The organism is Pseudoalteromonas sp. Z1A2, assembly GCF_011378755.1.
Classification (GTDB): domain Bacteria; phylum Pseudomonadota; class Gammaproteobacteria; order Enterobacterales; family Alteromonadaceae; genus Pseudoalteromonas; species Pseudoalteromonas distincta.
In genome coordinates, this window is the sequence record NZ_WTKX01000007.1 from 1 (window position 1) to 20,073 (window position 20,073).

Annotated in this window: 20 protein-coding genes; 9 read left to right on the forward strand and 11 right to left on the reverse strand. The window is 40.7% G+C overall.

Annotation, left to right across the window (positions count from 1 at the left end; genetic code table 11):
• Window positions 1–900: elongation factor Tu (gene tuf, locus GQR47_RS06915; protein ID WP_165723659.1), on the forward strand; the 900-nt coding region annotated here is incomplete at its 5' end.
• 246 nt (window positions 901–1,146) lie between these two features.
• On the opposite strand, the gene GQR47_RS06920 is transcribed toward tuf, so the two are convergent.
• The 6 genes from GQR47_RS06920 to GQR47_RS06945 all read right to left on the reverse strand — a co-directional run bounded on the left by GQR47_RS06920 (window position 1,147) and on the right by GQR47_RS06945 (window position 6,855).
• On the reverse strand, window positions 1,147–2,343 hold the full coding sequence (locus GQR47_RS06920; protein ID WP_024603593.1) for a dipeptidase: 1,197 nt from the start codon (window positions 2,341–2,343) through the stop codon (window positions 1,147–1,149).
• Between the two features lie 64 nt (window positions 2,344–2,407).
• Window positions 2,408–2,662: a YheU family protein gene (locus GQR47_RS06925; RefSeq protein WP_007378894.1), complete on the reverse strand. Its 255-nt coding sequence runs from the start codon at window positions 2,660–2,662 to the stop codon at window positions 2,408–2,410.
• Window positions 2,659–3,651 (reverse strand): hydrolase, encoded by a 993-nt coding sequence (locus GQR47_RS06930; RefSeq protein ID WP_024595257.1) that lies wholly within the window; start codon window positions 3,649–3,651, stop codon window positions 2,659–2,661. Before GQR47_RS06930 ends, GQR47_RS06925 begins: the two co-directional genes overlap by 4 nt.
• A gap of 112 nt (window positions 3,652–3,763) precedes the next feature.
• Window positions 3,764–3,910 carry a hypothetical protein gene (locus tag GQR47_RS06935; RefSeq protein WP_004335931.1) on the reverse strand — a complete coding sequence of 49 codons (147 nt, stop codon included), beginning with the start codon at window positions 3,908–3,910 and terminating at the stop codon, window positions 3,764–3,766.
• A 616-nt stretch (window positions 3,911–4,526) separates the two neighbouring features.
• On the reverse strand, window positions 4,527–4,949 hold the full coding sequence (locus tag GQR47_RS06940) for a TIGR02444 family protein (RefSeq protein ID WP_024595256.1): 423 nt from the start codon (window positions 4,947–4,949) through the stop codon (window positions 4,527–4,529).
• Window positions 4,933–6,855 carry an ATP-binding cassette domain-containing protein gene (locus tag GQR47_RS06945; protein ID WP_024595255.1) on the reverse strand — a complete coding sequence of 641 codons (1,923 nt, stop codon included), beginning with the start codon at window positions 6,853–6,855 and terminating at the stop codon, window positions 4,933–4,935. The genes GQR47_RS06940 and GQR47_RS06945 overlap by 17 nt, the downstream gene beginning before the upstream one ends.
• 132 nt (window positions 6,856–6,987) lie before the next feature.
• On the opposite strand from GQR47_RS06945, the gene GQR47_RS06950 reads away from it, so the two are divergent.
• Window positions 6,988–7,191 (forward strand): YheV family putative zinc ribbon protein, encoded by a 204-nt coding sequence (locus GQR47_RS06950; RefSeq protein ID WP_007378899.1) that lies wholly within the window; start codon window positions 6,988–6,990, stop codon window positions 7,189–7,191.
• A 32-nt stretch (window positions 7,192–7,223) separates the two neighbouring features.
• Here GQR47_RS06950 and GQR47_RS06955 read toward each other — a convergent pair whose 3' ends face one another.
• Window positions 7,224–7,439 carry a SlyX family protein gene (locus GQR47_RS06955; RefSeq protein WP_007378900.1) on the reverse strand — a complete coding sequence of 72 codons (216 nt, stop codon included), beginning with the start codon at window positions 7,437–7,439 and terminating at the stop codon, window positions 7,224–7,226.
• Window positions 7,426–8,424: a hypothetical protein gene (locus GQR47_RS06960; RefSeq protein ID WP_024595254.1), complete on the reverse strand. Its 999-nt coding sequence runs from the start codon at window positions 8,422–8,424 to the stop codon at window positions 7,426–7,428. The genes GQR47_RS06955 and GQR47_RS06960 overlap by 14 nt, the downstream gene beginning before the upstream one ends.
• A 215-nt stretch (window positions 8,425–8,639) precedes the next feature.
• On the opposite strand from GQR47_RS06960, the gene fkpA reads away from it, so the two are divergent.
• Window positions 8,640–9,386: an FKBP-type peptidyl-prolyl cis-trans isomerase gene (gene fkpA / locus GQR47_RS06965; RefSeq protein ID WP_024595253.1), complete on the forward strand. Its 747-nt coding sequence runs from the start codon at window positions 8,640–8,642 to the stop codon at window positions 9,384–9,386.
• 65 nt (window positions 9,387–9,451) lie between these two features.
• Here the strand turns inward: fkpA and GQR47_RS06970 are convergent, their stop codons facing one another.
• On the reverse strand, window positions 9,452–9,922 hold the full coding sequence (locus tag GQR47_RS06970) for an Rsd/AlgQ family anti-sigma factor (protein ID WP_007582240.1): 471 nt from the start codon (window positions 9,920–9,922) through the stop codon (window positions 9,452–9,454).
• Between the two features lie 530 nt (window positions 9,923–10,452).
• Here GQR47_RS06970 and hemE point away from each other — a divergent pair.
• Window positions 10,453–11,517 carry a uroporphyrinogen decarboxylase gene (hemE, locus tag GQR47_RS06975; RefSeq protein WP_002961084.1) on the forward strand — a complete coding sequence of 355 codons (1,065 nt, stop codon included), beginning with the start codon at window positions 10,453–10,455 and terminating at the stop codon, window positions 11,515–11,517.
• A 108-nt stretch (window positions 11,518–11,625) separates the two neighbouring features.
• Here the strand turns inward: hemE and sthA are convergent, their stop codons facing one another.
• Together sthA and GQR47_RS06985 are read right to left on the reverse strand one after the other, a co-directional pair.
• Entirely contained in the window at window positions 11,626–13,056 is a 1,431-nt protein-coding gene (gene sthA, locus GQR47_RS06980; RefSeq protein WP_024600008.1) for a Si-specific NAD(P)(+) transhydrogenase, read from the reverse strand.
• 13 nt (window positions 13,057–13,069) lie between these two features.
• On the reverse strand, window positions 13,070–14,203 hold the full coding sequence (locus tag GQR47_RS06985; RefSeq protein ID WP_024589509.1) for a fatty acid desaturase: 1,134 nt from the start codon (window positions 14,201–14,203) through the stop codon (window positions 13,070–13,072).
• A 126-nt stretch (window positions 14,204–14,329) separates the two neighbouring features.
• Between GQR47_RS06985 and fabR the strand changes: the two genes are divergently transcribed.
• The 5 genes from fabR (at window position 14,330) to leuD (ending at window position 20,046) form a co-directional block, all read left to right on the forward strand.
• A complete protein-coding gene (fabR, locus tag GQR47_RS06990; protein ID WP_010555448.1) occupies window positions 14,330–14,953 on the forward strand; it encodes an HTH-type transcriptional repressor FabR in 624 nt (207 codons plus the stop codon).
• Between the two features lie 406 nt (window positions 14,954–15,359).
• Window positions 15,360–16,913 (forward strand): 2-isopropylmalate synthase, encoded by a 1,554-nt coding sequence (gene leuA / locus GQR47_RS06995; RefSeq protein ID WP_008171909.1) that lies wholly within the window; start codon window positions 15,360–15,362, stop codon window positions 16,911–16,913.
• Window positions 16,910–17,986, forward strand: a complete 1,077-nt coding sequence (gene leuB, locus GQR47_RS07000) for a 3-isopropylmalate dehydrogenase (protein ID WP_024600010.1) — start codon at window positions 16,910–16,912, stop codon at window positions 17,984–17,986. Before leuA ends, leuB begins: the two co-directional genes overlap by 4 nt.
• A gap of 60 nt (window positions 17,987–18,046) precedes the next feature.
• The gene (gene leuC, locus GQR47_RS07005; protein WP_165723660.1) at window positions 18,047–19,447 is read left to right on the forward strand and encodes a 3-isopropylmalate dehydratase large subunit; all 1,401 of its coding nucleotides are present in this window, start codon (window positions 18,047–18,049) and stop codon (window positions 19,445–19,447) included.
• The gene (leuD, locus tag GQR47_RS07010; RefSeq protein WP_024597046.1) at window positions 19,447–20,046 is read left to right on the forward strand and encodes a 3-isopropylmalate dehydratase small subunit; all 600 of its coding nucleotides are present in this window, start codon (window positions 19,447–19,449) and stop codon (window positions 20,044–20,046) included. The genes leuC and leuD overlap by 1 nt, the downstream gene beginning before the upstream one ends.
• The last annotated feature ends 27 nt before the right edge of the window (window positions 20,047–20,073 follow it).

Genomic DNA, 20,073 nt, shown 5'->3' on the forward strand with positions numbered 1-20,073 from the left:
GCTGCTCAAATGGACGGCGCGATCTTAGTAGTTGCTGCGACAGATGGCCCTATGCCACAAACGCGTGAGCACATCCTTCTTTCTCGTCAAGTTGGTGTTCCTTACATCATCGTGTTCATGAACAAATGTGACATGGTTGATGACGAAGAGCTACTTGAACTAGTAGAAATGGAAGTTCGTGAACTTCTTTCAGAATACGATTTCCCAGGTGATGACTTACCTCTAATCGCGGGTTCTGCGCTTAAAGCGTTAGAAGGCGAGAAAGAGTGGGAAGATAAGATTGTTGAGCTTGCAAACGCACTTGATTCTTACATCCCAGAGCCAGAGCGTGACATCGATAAGCCATTCATCATGCCTATCGAAGACGTTTTCTCAATCCAGGGTCGTGGTACAGTTGTAACTGGTCGTGTTGAAGCTGGTATCATCCGCATCAATGACGAAGTAGAAATTGTTGGTATCAATGATACAACTCGTTCTACTTGTACTGGTGTTGAAATGTTCCGTAAGCTTCTAGACGAAGGTCGTGCTGGCGAAAACATCGGCGCACTTCTACGTGGTACTAAACGTGAAGACGTTGAACGTGGTCAAGTACTAGCTAAGCCTGGTTCAATCAACCCACATACTACATTCACTTCAGAAGTATACGTACTTTCGAAAGATGAAGGTGGTCGTCATACTCCATTCTTCAAAGGTTACCGTCCACAGTTCTACTTCCGTACAACTGACGTAACTGGTGACGTACAGTTACCAGAAGGCGTAGAAATGGTAATGCCTGGTGATAACATCAAGATGACAGTAACTCTAATCGCACCAATCGCGATGGATGAAGGTCTTCGTTTTGCTATCCGTGAAGGTGGCCGTACTGTAGGTGCTGGTGTTGTAGCAACTATCGTAGCGTAATAATTAACGTTAAAGTTAATTGTTAGAAAAAGGTCACTTAGGTGGCCTTTTTTAATGCCTATAGAAAAGTGATTAGCTTTGAGTTATAACTTTCTTGCCGTAGCTTGGGTTGAGTTTTACGAAACCCGAGGAAAAAGGTTGCTGAAAATAACTGAGCTCTTAAATATAAAAAAAGCACGGCTAGGCCGCGCTTATATTGAGTTAGCTCTTGGTCTTTTAGCCAATTACTAATATATGATAAAAGCTTTAATGCTTTTTAGTATACTCTTCAGCTTGTTTTAAAACTCTTAATAAATTACCGCTAAGGATTTTTTTAATATCTTTGTCGCTGTAATCTCTATCCATTAAACCTTGGACAAGATTTGGGTAGCTAGATACATCTTTTAAGCCGATAGGTAATGAATCGCCAACTCCATCATAATCAGAGCCAATACCTACATAATCAATACCAATTAGCTCAACTACGTGATCAATATGATCAAGCACCTGCTCAAGGCTTGCAAATGGATACGGGTTTTTAGCGCGGTACGCAGCATCAAAGTCTTTACTTAACTTACTGCCTTCTTTTTTAGCTGACTCTTTTGTACTTTTTAATTGCTTGCCCCAGCTACCTGCTTTAGCGGTAACAAAGCTTGAGCCAAAGTTGATTTGAATAACACCGCCATTTTCTTTAAGCGCCAATAGCATATCGTCATTCATATTACGCTCAAAGCCTGGCGTGTATTTACGAAGTGATGAATGCGAGGCTATTACTGGTGTCTTAGATAGATCCATAACTTGATAAAACGCATCATCAGAAATATGCGAAACGTCGATTAACATACCAATATTATTCATTTCAGTGACAAGCTTTTTACCAAATGGGCTTAAGCCTTTCCATTTACGGCGTATATCGTAAGAAGAATCCGAAATATGGTTGCTTTGCGAGTGCGCTAGCGTGATGTAGCGAATGCCACGCTCGTAAAAATGCTGAAGATTCTTCATATCCCCTTCGATTGGAGAGCCATTTTCCATACCCATTGCGATAGAGAGCTTACCTTGTTTAAATTGCTCCTCTATATCACTACTTGAGCTAGCAATAGCAAACTTATCGGGCGCGCGCTGGGCTATGGCTTCCATACTATCAATCATTTGATTGGCTAGCTGATAGCTTTTACCTTTACCTTCAAATTCCAAATGCGCAGGAATATAAATTGACATAAACGGTGCGTTTAAACCGCCTTTTACAGCGCGAGGGTAGTCAAAATCGCCATCAGTTGTCGCTTTAGTTACATCAACCCAGTTTTTATGAATTCGGTAAGGTACGTCGATATGGGTATCAATTAAAATAGTGTCTTTAGCGAGCTTAATTGCCTTTTCAGATGCTGTTATTGTTTGTTCTGCTTGGGCTTGGCTAGTTAATGCTAGTGATATGGCTACCACTAGAGTGCTGAGTTTTATCATGTTTTGGCTCTTTGGGTAAAAAGCCATTGTGTACGTTCAACTCAAAAGTTACAAGTACTACGCCTTAATCAAACGACTGTGCTTGATGCTCTTCACTTTGCAGCGCTTTAAATTCGCCCTTCGAAATAATAGTTACAGACTCATGAAGCTCTGAAAAAAACACCATGGCTTCGCCATTTTTAAGCTGAAGCTTAACTTGGTTAACTTTAGATTCAATGCTTGCTTCTACTTCGCCATAATCGGTGCCTTCACGTAAAACATAGCTTTCTATTAGGTTGTAAAGGGTATCTTTATCGAGTTGTTCAAAAGGAATAATCATAATTGCTCTTTGTTCGCATTGCCTAAAACATGTTGCCCAAAATAGCATGGCACGGCTTTCTCTAACCAAAATATAGGCTTAAACGGGTTTTTACCGCTAATAAAACCAACGTGTCCGCCCTTGTCAGAGATGCGCAGCGTAACATGCTCACTTACATCTTGCCTACTCGGTACGGCTTTAATTGAGAGCATCGGGTCGTCTTTGGCATGAATAATAAGTGTGGGTATAGCGATATCTTTTAAGTACGGCATAGCACTGGCTTTACGATAGTAATCGTGGGCATTTTCAAAGCCATGTAACGGTGCTGTAAGTTGGTTATCGAACTCTAATAAATCATCAATATTCATTAATTGATCGGTAGTTATAGGAATTTGCTGCTTAATTTGCGGTAATTTACGTTGCATCGACTTTTTCATGCGATCGAGCAAATACTTTTGATAAATTTTACCTAAGCTTTTACGAATAACATCACTTGATGATGATAAGTCATAAGGCGCCGATACCACTGCAGCTGCATTGAGTGGGCAGTTTGTATTCTCTTCGCCTAAGTATTTAGCAAGCACATTACCACCAAGCGAAAAGCCCACGGCAACCATCGCTCTATCTGGGTATTGTTGCTTAAGATGATTTATAAAAAAGGCTAAATCGGCGGTGTCACCGCTGTGATAAGCACGTGGAAGGCGGTTTACTTCAGTTGAGCAGTTTCTAAAGTGCATAAGCACAACTGCATAACCTTGTTTTTTTAAAGCCTTCATCATGCCTTTGGCATAAAAGCTATTTATATTGCCTTCAAGGCCATGCAAAACAACGGCAAGTGGTGCGGTTTCATTATGTGGAAGTGACCATGCGAGCTCAATAAAGTCACCATCGGGCGTATCAAGTTGCTCAAGTTCGTAGCGAGTGTGGTGAAATGGGCGGAAAAAACGCGGCATTATGGTTTGAACGTGACGATTGGTCATCCACCATGCTGGTTTGAACTGAGAGATCATGTTTGTACTACGCACTTTGTATTAAACGAAAAGCTAGTGTACCAAATTTTTCGCTTCAGAAAATAAAAAGCGCCTAACTAGTAAACTAATAAGGCGCTTTAGTGCGTCGTGCTTAATTTTGTTCGGGAATTTCTGCATCATGTATTTTTTTCAAAAAGAAAAAAGCAAAAAAGATACACAAAGAAACAACGATGGTTAAAAACCCAAAAGACATAAATAAAACTGGATCTGTAAAAAAGTCTCTAAAAAATACGTTCATGAGTTGTTCCCCTCGTTGTTGATGGGTTAATCATAGGCGGTGTTTGCTGGTTGCAACGTGATCGAGATCAAGTTATTTACATAAGCAGATGTAGGAGCGAAGCTAAGTTGATTTAGATCATGCTTTAAGGGTTACTAAGTTATTACCACTGAGAGCTAAGAGAGTTTTTTGCTTGAAATAGTGAGCTGATCTTAATTCATGCTTTTCCACTTCCCCTAAAAGCGTAGCGCTTTAAACTTTTTTGAGTAAACCACCTAGAGATTTTTTGCACAAAGAGAAAAGAATGAGAAGTAAATGAGGGTAGAGCAATAAACTGCTCAATATTTATATCTAAGTAATCTAGTTTGTTTTCCTCTAAAAGCGAAGCGCCTCTTAACCTCTTTGTGAGTAAATTACTTAAAGGTCTTTGCGCAAAAAAAAGAAAAAGAGAAGAAGATTAGGACAGGGTAATAAACTCCTCAGCTAAACAACCGCTCAATATTTATATCTAAGTAATTTAGTTTATTTTCCTCTAAAAGCGAAGCGCATCTTAAGCTCTTTGTGAATAAATCACTTAAAGGTTTTTTGCACAAAGAAAAGAGAATGAGCAGTGGAAGAGGGCACAAAAAGTAGCAGCCTAAGTGGCTTTCACATATAGCTCAATATTGTTTGGCTCTGTATGTTTGACTAATTCAAACTCATTTACTGCTTCAATCAACATATGTTGCTGTTGTTTTTCAAGCTTCAGCTCAGCGCTTAGCAACTCTTCGCGTATTGTGGCGTAATCACTTAACGTATTCTGATTAGCTTTTAAATAGCTGCGTGCGGCGCGCAGAGGCTGTAATGCGTGAGTATCAAACTCACTAGTTACATTTATTAACTCATTTAACTGTTGGGAATTAACACTTAAATTTAATGAATCTAAATAAAGCAGTAATAAGCATAAATTAACATTTTTTCCTTGCTGGTTTTGTAGTGCCAGCAAGGTTTTTTGTTGCTCAGGCTTTGCGTACAAGGTGCACGCAAACTGCCAAAAATGGTCGCTATTGAGCAAGTTCATCGGCGAATGCCTGCTCTTTTTCTTCCATTTCTTCAAGTGCTATAAGTAGCTCTTCTTCAATGTCGTTAAGTTTAGGTGTAAGCGTTGCTTGCTTAGCTAATAACTCTTTAAGCTTGGCTTTGTTATCATCGTTGTAGAGTTCGTTGTCGCCAAGGGCTACTTCAACTTCGCTAAGCTCTGCAGTAAATTTATCGAGTTGCTTTTCCAGCTTTTCAATTTGCTTTTTAAGTGGCTGAGTGGCTTTTCTAAATTCAGCTTCTAAGCGCTTTTGCTCTTTACGGTTAACACCTGGGTTTGCTTTAGGCTCGTCGTTTTGCTGCGCTTTAACCGCTTCTTTATTGGCATTCAGTAACCACTGATAATACGCATCTAAGTCGTAACCAAACTGGGTTACTTTGCCGCCATCTACTAAGTAAAACTCGTCGGCGGTGTTTTTAAGCATATGGCGATCATGCGATACGGTAACCATAGCGCCTTCAAAGCCTTGTAGTGCCATAACAAGTGCATGGCGCATTTCTAAATCAAGGTGGTTAGTTGGCTCATCGAGTAGTAATAAGTTTGGTTTTTGATATACCAACATAGCAAGTACTAAACGTGCTTTTTCGCCGCCCGAAAATGGGGCTACAGGCTCAAGGGCTTTATCGCCAATAAAGGCAAAACCACCTAAAAAGTCACGTAGTGATTGCTCAGTAGCTTTTGGGTCGAGGCGTTGTAAATGCATTATTGCACTGGCTTTTAAATCAAGAGATTCAAGCTGATGCTGCGCAAAGTAACCAATATTTAAACCGTGATGCTGAATAACTTCGCCAGCTTGCGGCTCTAAATCACCAGAAAGGAGTTTAATTAGCGTTGATTTACCCGCACCATTTCTACCAAGTAAAGCAATTCGGCTACCTGGTACAAGGTTTAGCTCTATATTATTTAAAATAGTGACGTCACCATAACCCGCTTTGGCTTTATCTATTGTCATTAGTGGGTTTGGTAATGCTTTTGGCTCTGCAAACTCAAAGTTAAATGGCGAGTCGGCATGTGCCGGCGCTAGTTTTTCCATGCGTTCAAGTGCTTTTACACGGCTTTGTGCTTGTTTAGCTTTACTGGCTTTTGCTTTAAAACGCGTTATAAACTGCTCAAGGTGCGCAATTTGATCTTGTTGCTTATCAAACATTGCTTGTTGTTGTAGTAAGCGCTCAGCTTTTTGGCGTTCAAACTGCGAGTAGTTACCTTTGTACACGTTGATAAGTTGCTTATCTACATGCCAAATTTGATCAACCACCGCATCTAAAAACTCACGGTCATGCGATATAAGTACAAGGGTGCCAGTGTAAGCACGTAAAAAACGCTCAAGCCAATAAACAGCATCTAAATCAAGGTGGTTTGTTGGCTCATCAAGAAGTAGTAAATCGGCGTCGCGTATTAATGCTTGGGCAAGGTTTAAACGCATACGCCAACCACCCGAAAACGAGCTTACAGGGTTTTCTATAAGGTTATTGGCAAAGCCTAGGCCATGTAATAGCTCACCTGCGGTTGATTCAATGCTGTAGCCTTTAATGTTTTCAAGCTGAATATGTACTTTGGCTTGTGTGTCGCCATCGTTGTTTTTCTCGGCCTCACGCAGTGCTATACGCATTGCGTAGTATTCTGGGTGGCCTTGAAGTACATAATCAATTGCGCTTATTTCAAGGGCGGGGGTTTCTTGTTTTACCGAGGCAATAGACCAATCTTTGGGAATACTGCAATTACCAGCATCGAGTTGCAATTCAGATTTTAGTAAACCAAATAACGTTGACTTTCCACAACCATTAGCGCCAACAAGGCCTACTTTATGTTCTGGAAATAACGTAGCTGATGCATTTTTTAATAAGGCTTTACCGCCACGAAGTAGTTCTATTTCTGAGATTTGGATCATGAATGCGTTACTTTGCTGTGCCCTTGTTAAGTTGGCGCTATCATAACATAGAACTTAATGCTCTTATCAAGCGTATCAACAAGTGAAGTTATACGATAAAATAGCAGTAGTTCAAACCACAGGAAAAATGTTGTGAGACAAAAGAAGCGATTTATTGCTGGTGCATCGTGCCCTGACTGCAAAGCCATGGATACTATGATGCTATACAGAGAACATGATGTTGAAAAAGTAGAGTGTGTTGAGTGTGGTCATAAAATGGCGCAACCCGATAACGCTGTTCAGGCGTCTACTCGCCAATTTGAACAAGTAATTGGTGTATTTAAACCGGGCGACTAACCCGGTTTTTTATTGCCTAATTTTTACCGGTTTTAGTAATGCGGTGGAGGCGGCTCAGGTGCTTCAGACATCATAGACGATGATGACTGCGACTCTTTAATTTTTTCTGCTAGCAGCTCAGTTTGGCGTTTCATTTTTGCTAACAGTTGCTGGTGCACTTTTATTTCATCATTTAAGACTTCAATTGTTTCGTCTTGAAAAGCCACTTTGGCTTCAAGTTCCATTAAGCGATGTTCAATTGTGTTCATTATTCTCTCGTATAATAAATCGCTCTGCGATACCGCTGGAGCTTTCGGTTAACAACGACTTACCGTTATCTGTAAATGTCACATCTAGCACCACCGCCGATTTAGGCTTACTGCCTTCGCGCGGGGTAACCTGCCAAGTTTGAATTTTTTCACCGCTTGGTATTTGCCATAAATCTACGCGCTTATTTGGCGAGCCAGTTGCAAGCAAAGTGCCTTGTTCGTTAAAACGCACAGCAGTAAAAATTTTCTGACGCGCAATATACTTCAGTTTACTCACAAGATCACCTGTAGTCAGCTTCCATACATTTGCTTGTGCCATACTATCGGCCGTAAACGCATAGCGACCTTGTGGATCGAGCGTTACTTGGGTAACACGCGTTGGGTGATTAAAACGATGAATTACTTGCCCTGTACGTGTATCCCAAAAGTAAGCAACATAATCGTTAGAGCCACTCAAAGCAAAGCGTCCGTTAGGTGATAGGTCAACAGTGTTAACTTTATCTTGATGACCTAAAAACTCAATACGACGTCCGGTTTCTAGGTTTACAAATACGACAACGCCGTCGCTACGGCCGTATAAAACACTACGGCCTTGATTGCTAATGGCAATATCGCGAATGCTGGCTTTTTGTATTTTGTAATAACCTCTATTTTTGCCTGTGGCTATATCCCACACAGCAAACGTGGTTTTTTCGGCGGTAACAGCCACGCTGTTATCAAAAGCAATAGCAACGGCGTATACCAAACTGTCTTGATCTTGCTGCTGAAACCATTGGTATTTTAGTACCTGCTGTTGATTATCCCACAGGGCGACCCCATGGTTGATAGAGGAGATCAAACTGTATTTACCATCGTTTGACAGTGTTGATGAAAACGCACCTTGTGCAGCATGTTCGTAACTTGCTACAGCGTGTTGTTTTTTATCGGTACAGGCGATGGCTAAAAAACAGCTAAATACGATTAAAAAAGTACGAAATATCGACATATTACAGGTATTTCCCCTTAACTCTTAGTGACTGAGAGGTTAGACTAGGACGCGTTAAATGCCTAGGTTGTTTGTCTAATCACTGGATATGTTTTTAGTTTAGCTAACAATGTGGAATTTAGTCATTAAACAAGCAGCCTATCATGTGGGCCGTTAATCTTTAACTAGTAATAATACATTAAAATGACAACTGCAAAGTGTGTCGGAGATTTAAAATGAAAAAGACGATTAGATTGTCATTGATTGCAGCGTCAGTTTTAGCGCTTACAGCTTGTAATCAAGAAGCAAAAAAAGAACAAGCTGAAGTTAAATTAGACACTGTTGAACAGCAACAAGCATACGGTATTGGTGCATCTGTGGGTAACTTTTTAAACAAAGACCTAGCAGACAAAACAGAAATTGGTATTGAACTAGACCAAGCACTTTTAATCCGTGGTTTTGAAGATGCACTTGCTGGCAATGCAAAGCTTGACGAAGAAAAAATTCGTGAAGTATTAACTGAATTAGATACATCAGTACGTACTAAGCAAGAAGAAAAAGCAAAAGTAGAGTCTGAAAAAAGCAAAGAAGCGGGTGTTAAATACCTAGCTGACAACGCTAAAAAAGAAGGCGTTACAGTAACTGAGTCTGGCCTACAGTACGAAGTACTTAGCGAAGGCGATGGCGAAAAGCCAGTAGCAACTGATGTAGTTAAAGTACACTACAAAGGTACTTTATTAGACGGTACTGAGTTTGATAGCTCATATGCACGTAACGAACCGACAACTTTCCCTCTTAACCGCGTAATTGCGGGTTGGACTGAAGGTTTACAACTTATGTCAGTGGGTTCTAAGTACAAGTTCACTATTCCTTCAGAACTTGCTTACGGCGACCGTGACTTAGGTAAGATTCCAGCTAATTCAACACTTGTATTTGAAGTTGAATTACTTGAAATTCAAAATGAAGAAGCACCAGCACAATAATAAGCTTATTGTGTAAATGCAAAAAGGGACCTTAGGTCCCTTTTTTAATGTGCGTAAATAACATATTAGTTTGCGTGATTAGAAAACAAGTTATCAATAAGCTCATCTTCAAGTGCAAAGCGTGCTTCTAATGCCTCGCCAATAACAGATAAGTCATCATCAAAGCCCTTTAACAAGTCTTCTTTGTCTACTTCAGCGTATTTATCATTAAAATCAAGCGCTATGTCGGTTGTACTAGAAATACGCGGGTAAATAGAGTTTGCTAACTCTTGGCTTTGTAAGCCCTTTTTTTCACATGCTTTTGCTATATCGTCATACACTTCAAAATGGCCTGCAGATAGGTAATCCATTAAAAGCTGGCAAAATGATTCAATTAGCTTTGGCTCTGGTAATGCCTGATCTTGCTTTTCGTACGGCGTAAAGCCTGCAATTTTGCAATAAAGTACAATAAGGTCTTGGCGTTCGTTTAGCCATTTATCAATTACTGTGTGGCTACCACCCCATTTTTGTTGAGCTTTTTCTACACGCGTCAGCATAATTATTCTCCTAGGCTGGGTTGGTTTTTAATTAAAAATATAATAACTCACTGTACATCAAGATATATTTAATTTGAGCGTATATCAACAAGTAAAGTAACCCAGTTGTGAGTTGTATCTTTTTATATTAATTAAGATGGGGGAGTTTTATTGCAGGCAAGAAAAAACCACCAGTTACGGTGGTCTAATTTCTTTCAGTGACTTGTTATAACAAGCTTTCTTATTTTTATGAGATGATTTTTATTGTTATTATTTTAAAACTTTTATTTTTATTGTTTTAAGATTTTTATTGTTGTTTTTGTTAACGCGGGACAAACAATAACAAGGTTTTTAGTATGTTGCAAACATATTAATAAAAAGTTTTAAATGTTATTCTTTTTTGCTTATTTTATAGTCAAAATGGATTAAAACACTCCATTATATTGATCTGCCTCTAGGTAAAGCTGTTTTCGTCCCTAAGCAATAGAGGGTCAGGGAATATGGTGGTACAATCTTGCACAATTTATACAAGTCTTAGGATCATTTACGCCATGAGCGAATTAAAAAACGACCGTTATTTACGTGCACTTGCAAAACAACCTGTTGATGTAACTCCGGTATGGATGATGCGCCAAGCAGGACGCTATTTACCAGAGTACCGTGCAACACGTGCACAAGCGGGCGATTTTATGAGCCTGTGCCGTAATGCAGAACTTGCATGTGAAGTAACACTGCAACCATTACGTCGCTACCCGTTAGATGCCGCTATATTATTTAGTGATATTTTAACAATTCCAGATGCGATGGGTTTAGGCTTGTACTTTGAAACTGGCGAAGGCCCTAAGTTTGAACGCCCTATTTCATCACTTGCTGATGTTAAAAAAATTCCAAAGCTAGACCCTACAGACGAGCTTGGCTACGTAATGAATGCAGTAAGCACTATTCGTCGTGAGCTTAAGGGCGAAGTACCACTTATTGGTTTTTCTGGTTCACCTTGGACACTAGCGACTTATATGGTTGAAGGCGGTAGCAGCAAAGTATTTGGTAAAATCAAAAAAATGGCGTTTGCAGAGCCCCAAACACTTCATTTATTACTAGATAAGTTAGCAGATTCAGTTATCGATTACTTAAATGCTCAAATTAAAGCAGGCGCGCAATCGCTAATGGTATTTGACTCATGGGGTGGTGTATTAAGCCCGCGCGATTACAATGAGTTTTCACTACAATATATGCATAAAATTGTAGATGGCTTAATTCGTGAATACGATGGTCGTAAAGTACCGGTTACTTTGTTTACTAAAAATGGTGGTCAATGGATTGAAGCTATTGCAGCAACAGGTTGTGATGCAATAGGCCTTGATTGGACTATTAATATTAGCGACGCTAAGCGCCGTGTGGGTGATAAAGTGGCTCTACAAGGTAATATGGACCCATCTATGTTACACGGTACACCAGAGCGTATTCGCCAAGAAGTAGGCACTATTTTAGAAGACTTTGGTACAGGCAATGGCCACGTGTTTAACTTAGGCCACGGTATTACACCAGATGTAGACCCTGAAAATGCTGGCGTATTCATTAATGCAGTACATGAGCTAAGTGCTAAGTACCATAAGTAATAGCCACTTAAACAAGCTTTAAAACTGTTTAAAAGTAAAAAGCCCGCTAATTAGCGGGCTTTTTGTTATTTATTTATAAAAGGCTTTAAAAAAACCTTACTCAATAACCTACTTAAATAAGCGATTTAAACCATTTAATGCCGCAACACGGTAGGCTTCAGCCATGGTTGGGTAGTTAAATGTGGTATTTACAAAGTAGTCGATATTATTGCCACCATTTTTTTGTTCCATAATGGCTTGGCCAATGTGAACAATTTCAGATGCACGCTCGCCAAAACAATGTACGCCAAGTACTTCTTTGGTTTCAGTGTGGAATAATATTTTTAAACTACCTACTTCAGTACCAGCAATTTGCGCGCGAGCCAAATGCTTAAACTGAGCACGGCCAACTTCATACGGTACTTTAGCGGCTGTAAGTTCTTGCTCTGTTTTACCTACTGAGCTCATTTCTGGAATGGTATAAATACCGGCCGGAATATCAACAATCAGGCGGTCGTCACAGTTACCACATGCAATTGCATCAGCAGCTATACGACCTTGGTCAAACGCAGCACTAGCAAGGCTTGGGTAGCCAATTACATCACCTACAGCGTAAACGTTATCAACTTCTGTTTGATATGTTTCGTTAACTTTTAATTGGCCACGGCTATCGGCTTTTAAACCAATGGCTTCAAGGTTTAATGTATCTGTATTACCAGTACGGCCATTAGCAAATAAAATACAGTCAGCTTTTACGCGTTTGCCTGATTTTAAATGCATAATAACGCAGTCGTCACGGGTCTCTATTCGGTCAAACTCTTCGTTATGACGAATAACAATACCGCTGTTCCAAAAGTGATAGCTAAGCGCGTCAGATATTTCAGCATCCATAAAAGCAAGTAGTCGGTCGCGTGTATTAACCAAATCAACTTTAGCGCCTAAACCTTTAAATATAGAAGCATACTCACAACCAATTACACCAGCGCCGTATATAAGTACGCGGTGAGGGTCGTGTTTAAGGCCAAGTATTGTATCACTTTCGTAAATACGAGAATGCGTAAAATCGACTTCTGGTGGGCGATAAGGGCGTGAACCCGTTGCTATAACAATCGTTTTAGCCGTTAGTCGCTCGGTTGAGCCGTCATTTCTTTTTACTTCAATCGTGTGCTTATCTACAAAGCTCGCATCACCTTGAAACATATGAATGCGGTTACGGTCGTAAAAGCTACTACGTAAATTAGATTGCTTAGAAATAACCGAACTGGCGTGACGTAAAATATCAGGAAAAGTTAAGCGGCTAGGGCGCTCACCAATATTAAATAACGGGTTTGCTTTGTATTCAATATAGCGGCTAACAGAATGGCGAAGCGCTTTTGAAGGAATTGTTCCCCAATGTACACAACCGCCACCAACAGCTTCTTGGCGTTCAATAACCGCTACTTTTTTGTCGTTTTTTGAAAGGTTCATGGCGGTACCTTCACCGCCAGGACCCGTGCCAATAATTATTGCATCATATTGGTATGTCACGGGTACTTTTTTTTGTTCTGGTTGTTTGGCCACAGCCACTCCTAAATTAATTAAAAGAGGCTTTTAATAACCTCGCATTAAGTGCTAGCCATGCCTGTTTTTGATTTTCCCAGGCGGCTTCCAACTCATGGTATTGTGCCATTAATGCTGAGCGTTCACACTGCTTTGCCATGTTATTTTTTTTAACTTCTAACACTTGTTTTTGTAGTGAACAATAATTTTGCAGTTTTTTCAGCAGTAAATCGTACTCTTGTTGTAATAATGTAATCTTATCTTGTGCTAAAGGCAATTTTGCAAGACGCGTTTGCGTTTTGCTCATTAGCGTTTCAGCCTTTGCTTTTTCGATACGTTCAACAGGTGTACGCTTCAATTTATTAGCTAAACCAACAGCTGCTAAAGAGCGGATCATCCATTTTGTTGGATCGTAATGAAACCATTTAATACCATTACGGTAGTCGCTTGCAAAAATATGGTGGAAGTTGTGATACCCCTCACCGTATGTAAATAACGCTAAAAAGCCGTTATCGCGTGCCGTATTTTTTTCGGTGTATGGGCGAGAGCCCCAAATATGTGCAACCGAATTTATAAAAAAGGTAAAGTGTTGGCTTAGTACTAAGCGTAGTAAACCTGCAAGAATTAACATACCCCACACATCACCAACTAATAAACCAAGCGCAAGAGGCAAACCGACGTTCATAGCAATAGCTAGTTTCAAGTAGTGCTTATGTTGCCACATAACGACTTTATTTCGTTGTAAATCACGACAATTACTATAGTCGTTGTAGCTATCGCCTTGGTAGTCACGTAACATCCAGCCGATATGGCTATACCAAAAACCATTGGTAGCCGCGTAAGGGTCTTTTATTGGGTCGTCAACTTGACCGTGATGTATACGGTGATCGCTACTCCAATGCAAAGCACTGTTTTGTAGTGCAAAAGCACCGCCTAGCGCAAAAATAAATTCAACTGCAGGGTGTGCGTTATAGGTTTTATGTGCCCATAATCGATGGTAGCCGGCAGTAATTGATAAGCCCGCATAAAACATGCAGCCTACAAAAGCAATCCAATGCGCGCTGGTAAATCCGTAGCTAATAGCGTACCAAGGTACAAGTGTGGCAGCCGCCAAAAAGGTTAGGCTAAAAAATAGGACGTTTGTCCAAATAATCGGTGGTTTATTCATAATTCTCAATCTCAGCGTACAACTGTAAGCTAAAATAGTATTTCAAACTCTCGTCGTCAAGTATTAGACTGTACAATTGAGCTAATATCACTAAATATTCATATAAAATAATTCAGGGAGCTGTTGATGTCGGGTGTTAGAGCGCAACAGAAACAAAAAACACGACAGGCGTTAATTCAAGCGGCATTTAATCAGCTGAGTGCTGATCATAGTTTTTCGAATTTAAGTTTACGCGAAGTAGCACGAGAAGCTGGTATTGCCCCAACTTCTTTTTATCGTCATTTTAAAGACATGGATGAGCTAGGTTTAACCATGGTAGACGAAGCCGGTTTAACTCTTCGCCAACTAATGCGTCAAGCACGCAGACGAATAGCAAACGATGGCGGCAGTGTTATAAATACCTCAGTGGTTACTTTTATGGAGTTTATTGATAACTCAAGTAACCAATTTAGGTTGTTGCTGCGAGAACGCTCAGGGACTTCTAAAGCATTTAGAGCCGCTGTAGCCCGCGAGGTAAAACATTTTATTTTAGAGCTGGCTCATTATTTAGAAAGCGAAACTAAATGTAATGCTATGCATGCCTATATTCAGGCGGAATCTATGGTAACGCTCGTATTTAATGCGGGTGCAGAGGCGCTCGATATAGAAGGATTGCAACGCGACGAATTGATTGAGCGCGTTATTTGGCAGCTGCGTTATATTACTCGTGGAGCCGGGCATTACGTAAGAGAAACGAATAAAGAAGCATAGCTTAAAAAAATTGTAAAAAGTTAATATAAGCACGGTATATTGCAGTGCTTATTAATTTAAGCGTCGCTAGTTACGTATTTGTTGTTTTAATTCCCAATATAGACCTATGTTGAATTAAAAAACCCAATTGAATCGTTTTTAAATCTATTGTGTAGAATATTTATGCTTGCTTGGTGCGGCTATGAATGTTAAAAATAGGCTTCACTGAACACACACACAAGAAAACAAGATGCATATTATTCGTTTAATTACACTAAAACTTAACCTCTTACTGCTATGGCAAGTAAGCGGGGATTAGTGTGTTTGCATCGAGTTGAACACTAAAAAACCCCGCAATTGCGGGGTTTTTTTTATCTCGCGGCTGGGATTAATTGAAATTTGGGTAATATAGGAATGAGGGGCAGTTATGCAAGAGCAAGATAAAGTATGGATTTTTGATACCACCTTACGTGATGGCGAACAGGCGCTTAAAGCAAGCCTTACTGAAGATGATAAAATTCAATTAGCACATACAATTAGCCGCTTGAATGTGGATGTGATGGAAGTTGGCTTTCCGGTTTCAAGCCCTGCTGATTTTCGCTCGGTGCAACGTATTGCAACCGAAGTAAAAGGTCCAATTATTTGTGGTTTAGCACGCTCAGTTGCTAAAGACATTGAAGCCTGTGGCGAAGCACTTCGCACAGCACAGCAAAGCCGTATTCATACTTTTATTGCTACAAGCCCTTTGCACCTTGAACATAAATTACGTATGAGCTTAGACGATGCAACGGCAATGGCTGTTAAATCAATTAAATTGGCACGTAACTATACTGATGATGTTGAGTTTTCGTGTGAAGATGCTGGTCGTACGCCGCATTGGGATTTATGTAAAATTGTTGAGCAGGCAATTAATGCCGGGGCTTCAACTATTAACTTGCCAGATACCGTTGGTTTTGTAACGCCAGACGAATACGCCGCGATGATCCGTCATTTAATGAATAACGTGCCAAATATTGATAAAGCGCGCTTAAGTGTGCATTGCCATAACGATTTAGGTTTAGCAGTAGCAAACTCGGTAGCCGCAGTGCAAGCCGGTGCGCGCCAAATTGAGTGTACTATTAATGGCATTGGTGAGCGGGCTGGTAACTGCTCGCTTGAAGAAGTGGCGATGATTATGAAAATGCGCCACGACCACTTAAAAGTATACACCGATATTAAAAGTGAAGAAATTTACCGCGCATCTCGTCAAGTGGCTAAAATTTGTAATATGCCAGTACAACCAAATAAAGCGATTGTTGGCGAAAACGCCTTTGCACATAGCTCTGGCATTCACCAAGATGGTGTATTAAAAGCGCAAAATACTTATGAGATTATGTCGCCAGAAAGCGTTGGTGTGCCAAGCAACCAATTAAATATGACTTCGCGTTCGGGTCGTCATGTTATTGAGCATCGCTTAGAAGAGTTAGGCTATCAAAAATCTGATTACGATATGGATGGCTTATACAAAAGCTTTATCGAATTGGCTGACCAAAAAGGCACCGTATACGATTACGACCTTGAGGCGATGATTTACTTTAATCAAATTAACGACAAAGATGAAAAATACCAATTAGAATTTGTTAACTCAGCCTCTAACTCACAATCAGTAGCAAGCTCTACGATTGGAATGCGAATTGATGGCGAAGCTAAACAAGAAGCCGCGACAGGTAATGGCCCAGTAGAAGCGTCGTTTGCAGCTATTGAACGCTTAACCGGTATGAGCGTTGAAATGATTGAATATAACTTAGAAGCAACAGGCCAAGGCGCAAGCTCATTAGGGCAAGTAAATATTATAGCTAAATACGATGGCCGACCTTACCACGGTGCGGGCATTGCAGCGGATGTGGTTGAAGCGTCGGTACGCGCCATGATCCGTGTTTATAACTTAATTTATCGTGCACAAAAAGTGTCTGATTTAAAACAACAAAGGAAAGCAGGATGAGTAAAACAAACTACAGCGTTGCAGTATTAGCTGGCGACGGTATTGGCCCAGAAGTAATGGCAGCAGCAGAGCAAGTACTTGATGCTGTGAGCAATAAGTTTGGTTTTACATTAAACCGTCAGCATCATGCTATTGGTGGCGCAGCCATTGATGAATTTGGTGAAGCATTACCACCAAAAACACTTAGTGCTTGTGAAAGTGCCGATGCCATTTTATTTGGTTCGGTAGGCGGTCCTAAATGGGAAAACTTACCACCAAACGAGCAACCGGAGCGCGCATCGTTATTGCCGCTTCGTAAGCACTTTGGTTTGTTTTGTAATTTACGCCCTGCACAGTTATTACCTGCATTAAGTGCAGCGTCGCCACTTCGCGCTGATATTAGCGAAAAAGGGTTTGATATTTTATGTGTGCGCGAACTAACTGGCGGCATTTATTTTGGTGAAAAAGGCCGCAGTGGTGAAGGCGCTGAAGAGTTTGCATTTGATACGCAAACATACTCACGAAAAGAAATTGAGCGTATTGCACGCTTTGCTTTTGAAGCAGCAAAACTACGTAGTAACCATGTTACCTCTGTTGATAAAGCCAATGTATTAGCATCAAGCGTATTATGGCGCGAAGTAGTCACCGAAGTAAGCAAAGACTACCCAGAAGTAAGCTTAGATTACATTTACGTAGATAACGCCGCTATGCAGTTAGTTAAGCAGCCTAGCCAATTTGATGTATTACTTTGTGATAACTTATTTGGCGATATTTTGTCAGATGAGTGCGCCATGATCACAGGCTCAATGGGCTTATTACCATCGGCAAGCTTGAATCAATCGGGTTTTGGATTGTACGAGCCAGCAGGCGGCTCAGCACCAGATATTGCAGGTAAAGGCGTTGCAAACCCAATAGCACAAATATTAAGTGCCGCATTAATGCTACGTTACTCGCTAGGGCAAGACGAAGCTGCTCGCACAATTGAAAAAGCAGTAGCAGAAGCCGTAGAAGCCGGCGTTGGCACTCCAGATATTTATCCAAATGCCGGTTACAGCACAAGCGATGTGGCAGCAGCTATCGTTTCACGCATTTAATAACATATTAAAGTTGCAGCACCGTTATGCTGCAACTCAAACAGATTAGGGAATTAGCAAGTGGCCCAAACGTTATACGAAAAAATTTGGCAAGCACACACCGTTGCCAGCATAAACGAGCAAACCGACTTACTTTATATTGACCGCCATTTAGTGCACGAGGTGACTTCTCCGCAGGCTTTTGCAGGTCTACGTGAAAAAAACCGTACTGTACGTTGCCCAGAAAAAACCTTTGCAACGATGGATCATAACGTATCGACTAAAAGCCGATCACTTGATGCCGCAAGCGAAGTATCTAAAAACCAATTAATGGCGCTTGATAAAAACTGTAAAGAGTTTGGTATTGTACTTTACGATTTAAACTCCATTAACCAAGGCATTGTGCATGTAATGGGGCCAGAGCAAGGTATTACTTTGCCAGGTACAACCATTGTATGTGGCGATAGCCATACCTCTACGCATGGTGCGTTTGGCGCATTAGCGCATGGTATTGGTACGTCTGAGGTTGAGCACGTATTAGCAACGCAAACGCTACAGCAAAAAAAGGCAAAGTCGTTAAAAATTCAAATTAACGGTGTTTTGCGTCCAACGGTTACTGCTAAAGATTTAATTATGGCGGTAATTGGTAAGTTAGGTACTGCTGGTGGCACAGGTTATGTAGCAGAGTTTTGTGGTGCAGGCATTGAAGCGCTTTCGATGGAAGCCCGTATGACGCTATGTAATATGAGTATAGAAATGGGTGCAAAGGCCGGTTTGATTGCATCTGACCGAATTACTTATGACTATTTAAAAGGTCGTCCGTTTGCACCAAAAGGCGCTGATTTTGATGCAGCCGTTGAATATTGGGAAACATTAAAAACAGACGAAGGTGCACACTTTGATTTAGTTGTTGAGCTAAATGCTGACGACATTCAACCGCAAATTACCTGGGGCACAAGCCCAGAGCAAGTAATTGGTGTTGATGAGTGCATACCTGATCCAGATAAAGAGCCAGATTTAATTAAAGCCGACGCTATACGCAGTGCGCTTAAATACATGGACTTAAAAGCGGGCGATAAATTATCAAGCGCGAAAGTAGACACGGTATTTATTGGCTCATGTACAAATAGCCGCATTGAAGACTTACGCGCGGCTGCAAAAATTGTTGAAGGCAAACATGTTGTAGCCGGTATAGAAGCATTAATTGTACCGGGCTCGGGCTTAGTTAAAAAACAAGCTGAAGACGAAGGCTTAGCTGATATTTTTAAAGCCGCAGGTTTTGAATGGCGCGAACCGGGTTGCTCAATGTGTTTAGCGATGAACGATGACCGCCTAGAAGCAGGCAAGCGCTGTGCATCTACTTCTAACCGTAATTTTGAAGGTCGCCAAGGTCGTGGCGGACGTACACATTTAGTTAGCCCTGCAATGGCGGCAGCTGCTGCAATACATGGTCACTTTGTTGATATTAGAGGAGAAGCCTAATGAGCGTATTTTTTAGTGGTTTAATGGCCCCACTTGATAAAAACAATGTAGATACTGACCAAATTATTCCTAAGCAATTTTTAACATCAACTAGCCGCGAAGGTTTTGATGCGGCATTGTTTTATGATTGGCGTTACCTAGATAACGACGAGCCAAACCCTGACTTTATTTTAAATCGCCCATGCTACCAAGGCGCGCAAATATTATTAACGCGTGATAACTTTGGTTGTGGCTCATCTCGTGAGCACGCGCCATGGGCGCTTAAGCAATATGGTTTTGAAGTTATTTTAGCTGAAAGCTTTGCAGATATTTTCTTTAATAACTGTGGCAACAACCAAATGTTAGCCATAGCGTTACCTGCCGATACGCTTGAGCAATTGTTTGTACTTAGCGAGCAGCACGACGATATTAACATTGAAATCGATCTTGAAAATCAAACACTAACAAGCAGTAAGTTTTCACCGATTAGTTTTGATATTAGTAAAGAAGTAAAAGAGCGCTTATTGAGTGGCTTAGACTTTATTGGTGTAACCGAAACGCTAAACCCACAGATTGATACGTTTGAAAAACAACTAGCAGCTGAGCGCCCTTGGCAGTAATTGTTTAATCTGTATATTGTAAAGTTA

Coding starts and splice junctions, on each gene's coding strand:
- GQR47_RS06920 (WP_024603593.1), bottom strand. CDS start 2,343: ATGATAAAACTCAGCACTCTAGTGGTAGCCATATCACTAGCATTAACT.
- GQR47_RS06925 (WP_007378894.1), bottom strand. CDS start 2,662: ATGATTATTCCTTTTGAACAACTCGATAAAGATACCCTTTACAACCTA.
- GQR47_RS06930 (WP_024595257.1), bottom strand. CDS start 3,651: ATGATCTCTCAGTTCAAACCAGCATGGTGGATGACCAATCGTCACGTT.
- GQR47_RS06935 (WP_004335931.1), bottom strand. CDS start 3,910: ATGAACGTATTTTTTAGAGACTTTTTTACAGATCCAGTTTTATTTATG.
- GQR47_RS06940 (WP_024595256.1), bottom strand. CDS start 4,949: ATGAACTTGCTCAATAGCGACCATTTTTGGCAGTTTGCGTGCACCTTG.
- GQR47_RS06945 (WP_024595255.1), bottom strand. CDS start 6,855: ATGATCCAAATCTCAGAAATAGAACTACTTCGTGGCGGTAAAGCCTTA.
- GQR47_RS06955 (WP_007378900.1), bottom strand. CDS start 7,439: ATGAACACAATTGAACATCGCTTAATGGAACTTGAAGCCAAAGTGGCT.
- GQR47_RS06960 (WP_024595254.1), bottom strand. CDS start 8,424: ATGTCGATATTTCGTACTTTTTTAATCGTATTTAGCTGTTTTTTAGCC.
- fkpA (WP_024595253.1), top strand. CDS start 8,640: ATGAAAAAGACGATTAGATTGTCATTGATTGCAGCGTCAGTTTTAGCG.
- GQR47_RS06970 (WP_007582240.1), bottom strand. CDS start 9,922: ATGCTGACGCGTGTAGAAAAAGCTCAACAAAAATGGGGTGGTAGCCAC.
- hemE (WP_002961084.1), top strand. CDS start 10,453: ATGAGCGAATTAAAAAACGACCGTTATTTACGTGCACTTGCAAAACAA.
- GQR47_RS06985 (WP_024589509.1), bottom strand. CDS start 14,203: ATGAATAAACCACCGATTATTTGGACAAACGTCCTATTTTTTAGCCTA.
- fabR (WP_010555448.1), top strand. CDS start 14,330: ATGTCGGGTGTTAGAGCGCAACAGAAACAAAAAACACGACAGGCGTTA.
- leuA (WP_008171909.1), top strand. CDS start 15,360: ATGCAAGAGCAAGATAAAGTATGGATTTTTGATACCACCTTACGTGAT.
- leuB (WP_024600010.1), top strand. CDS start 16,910: ATGAGTAAAACAAACTACAGCGTTGCAGTATTAGCTGGCGACGGTATT.
- leuD (WP_024597046.1), top strand. CDS start 19,447: ATGAGCGTATTTTTTAGTGGTTTAATGGCCCCACTTGATAAAAACAAT.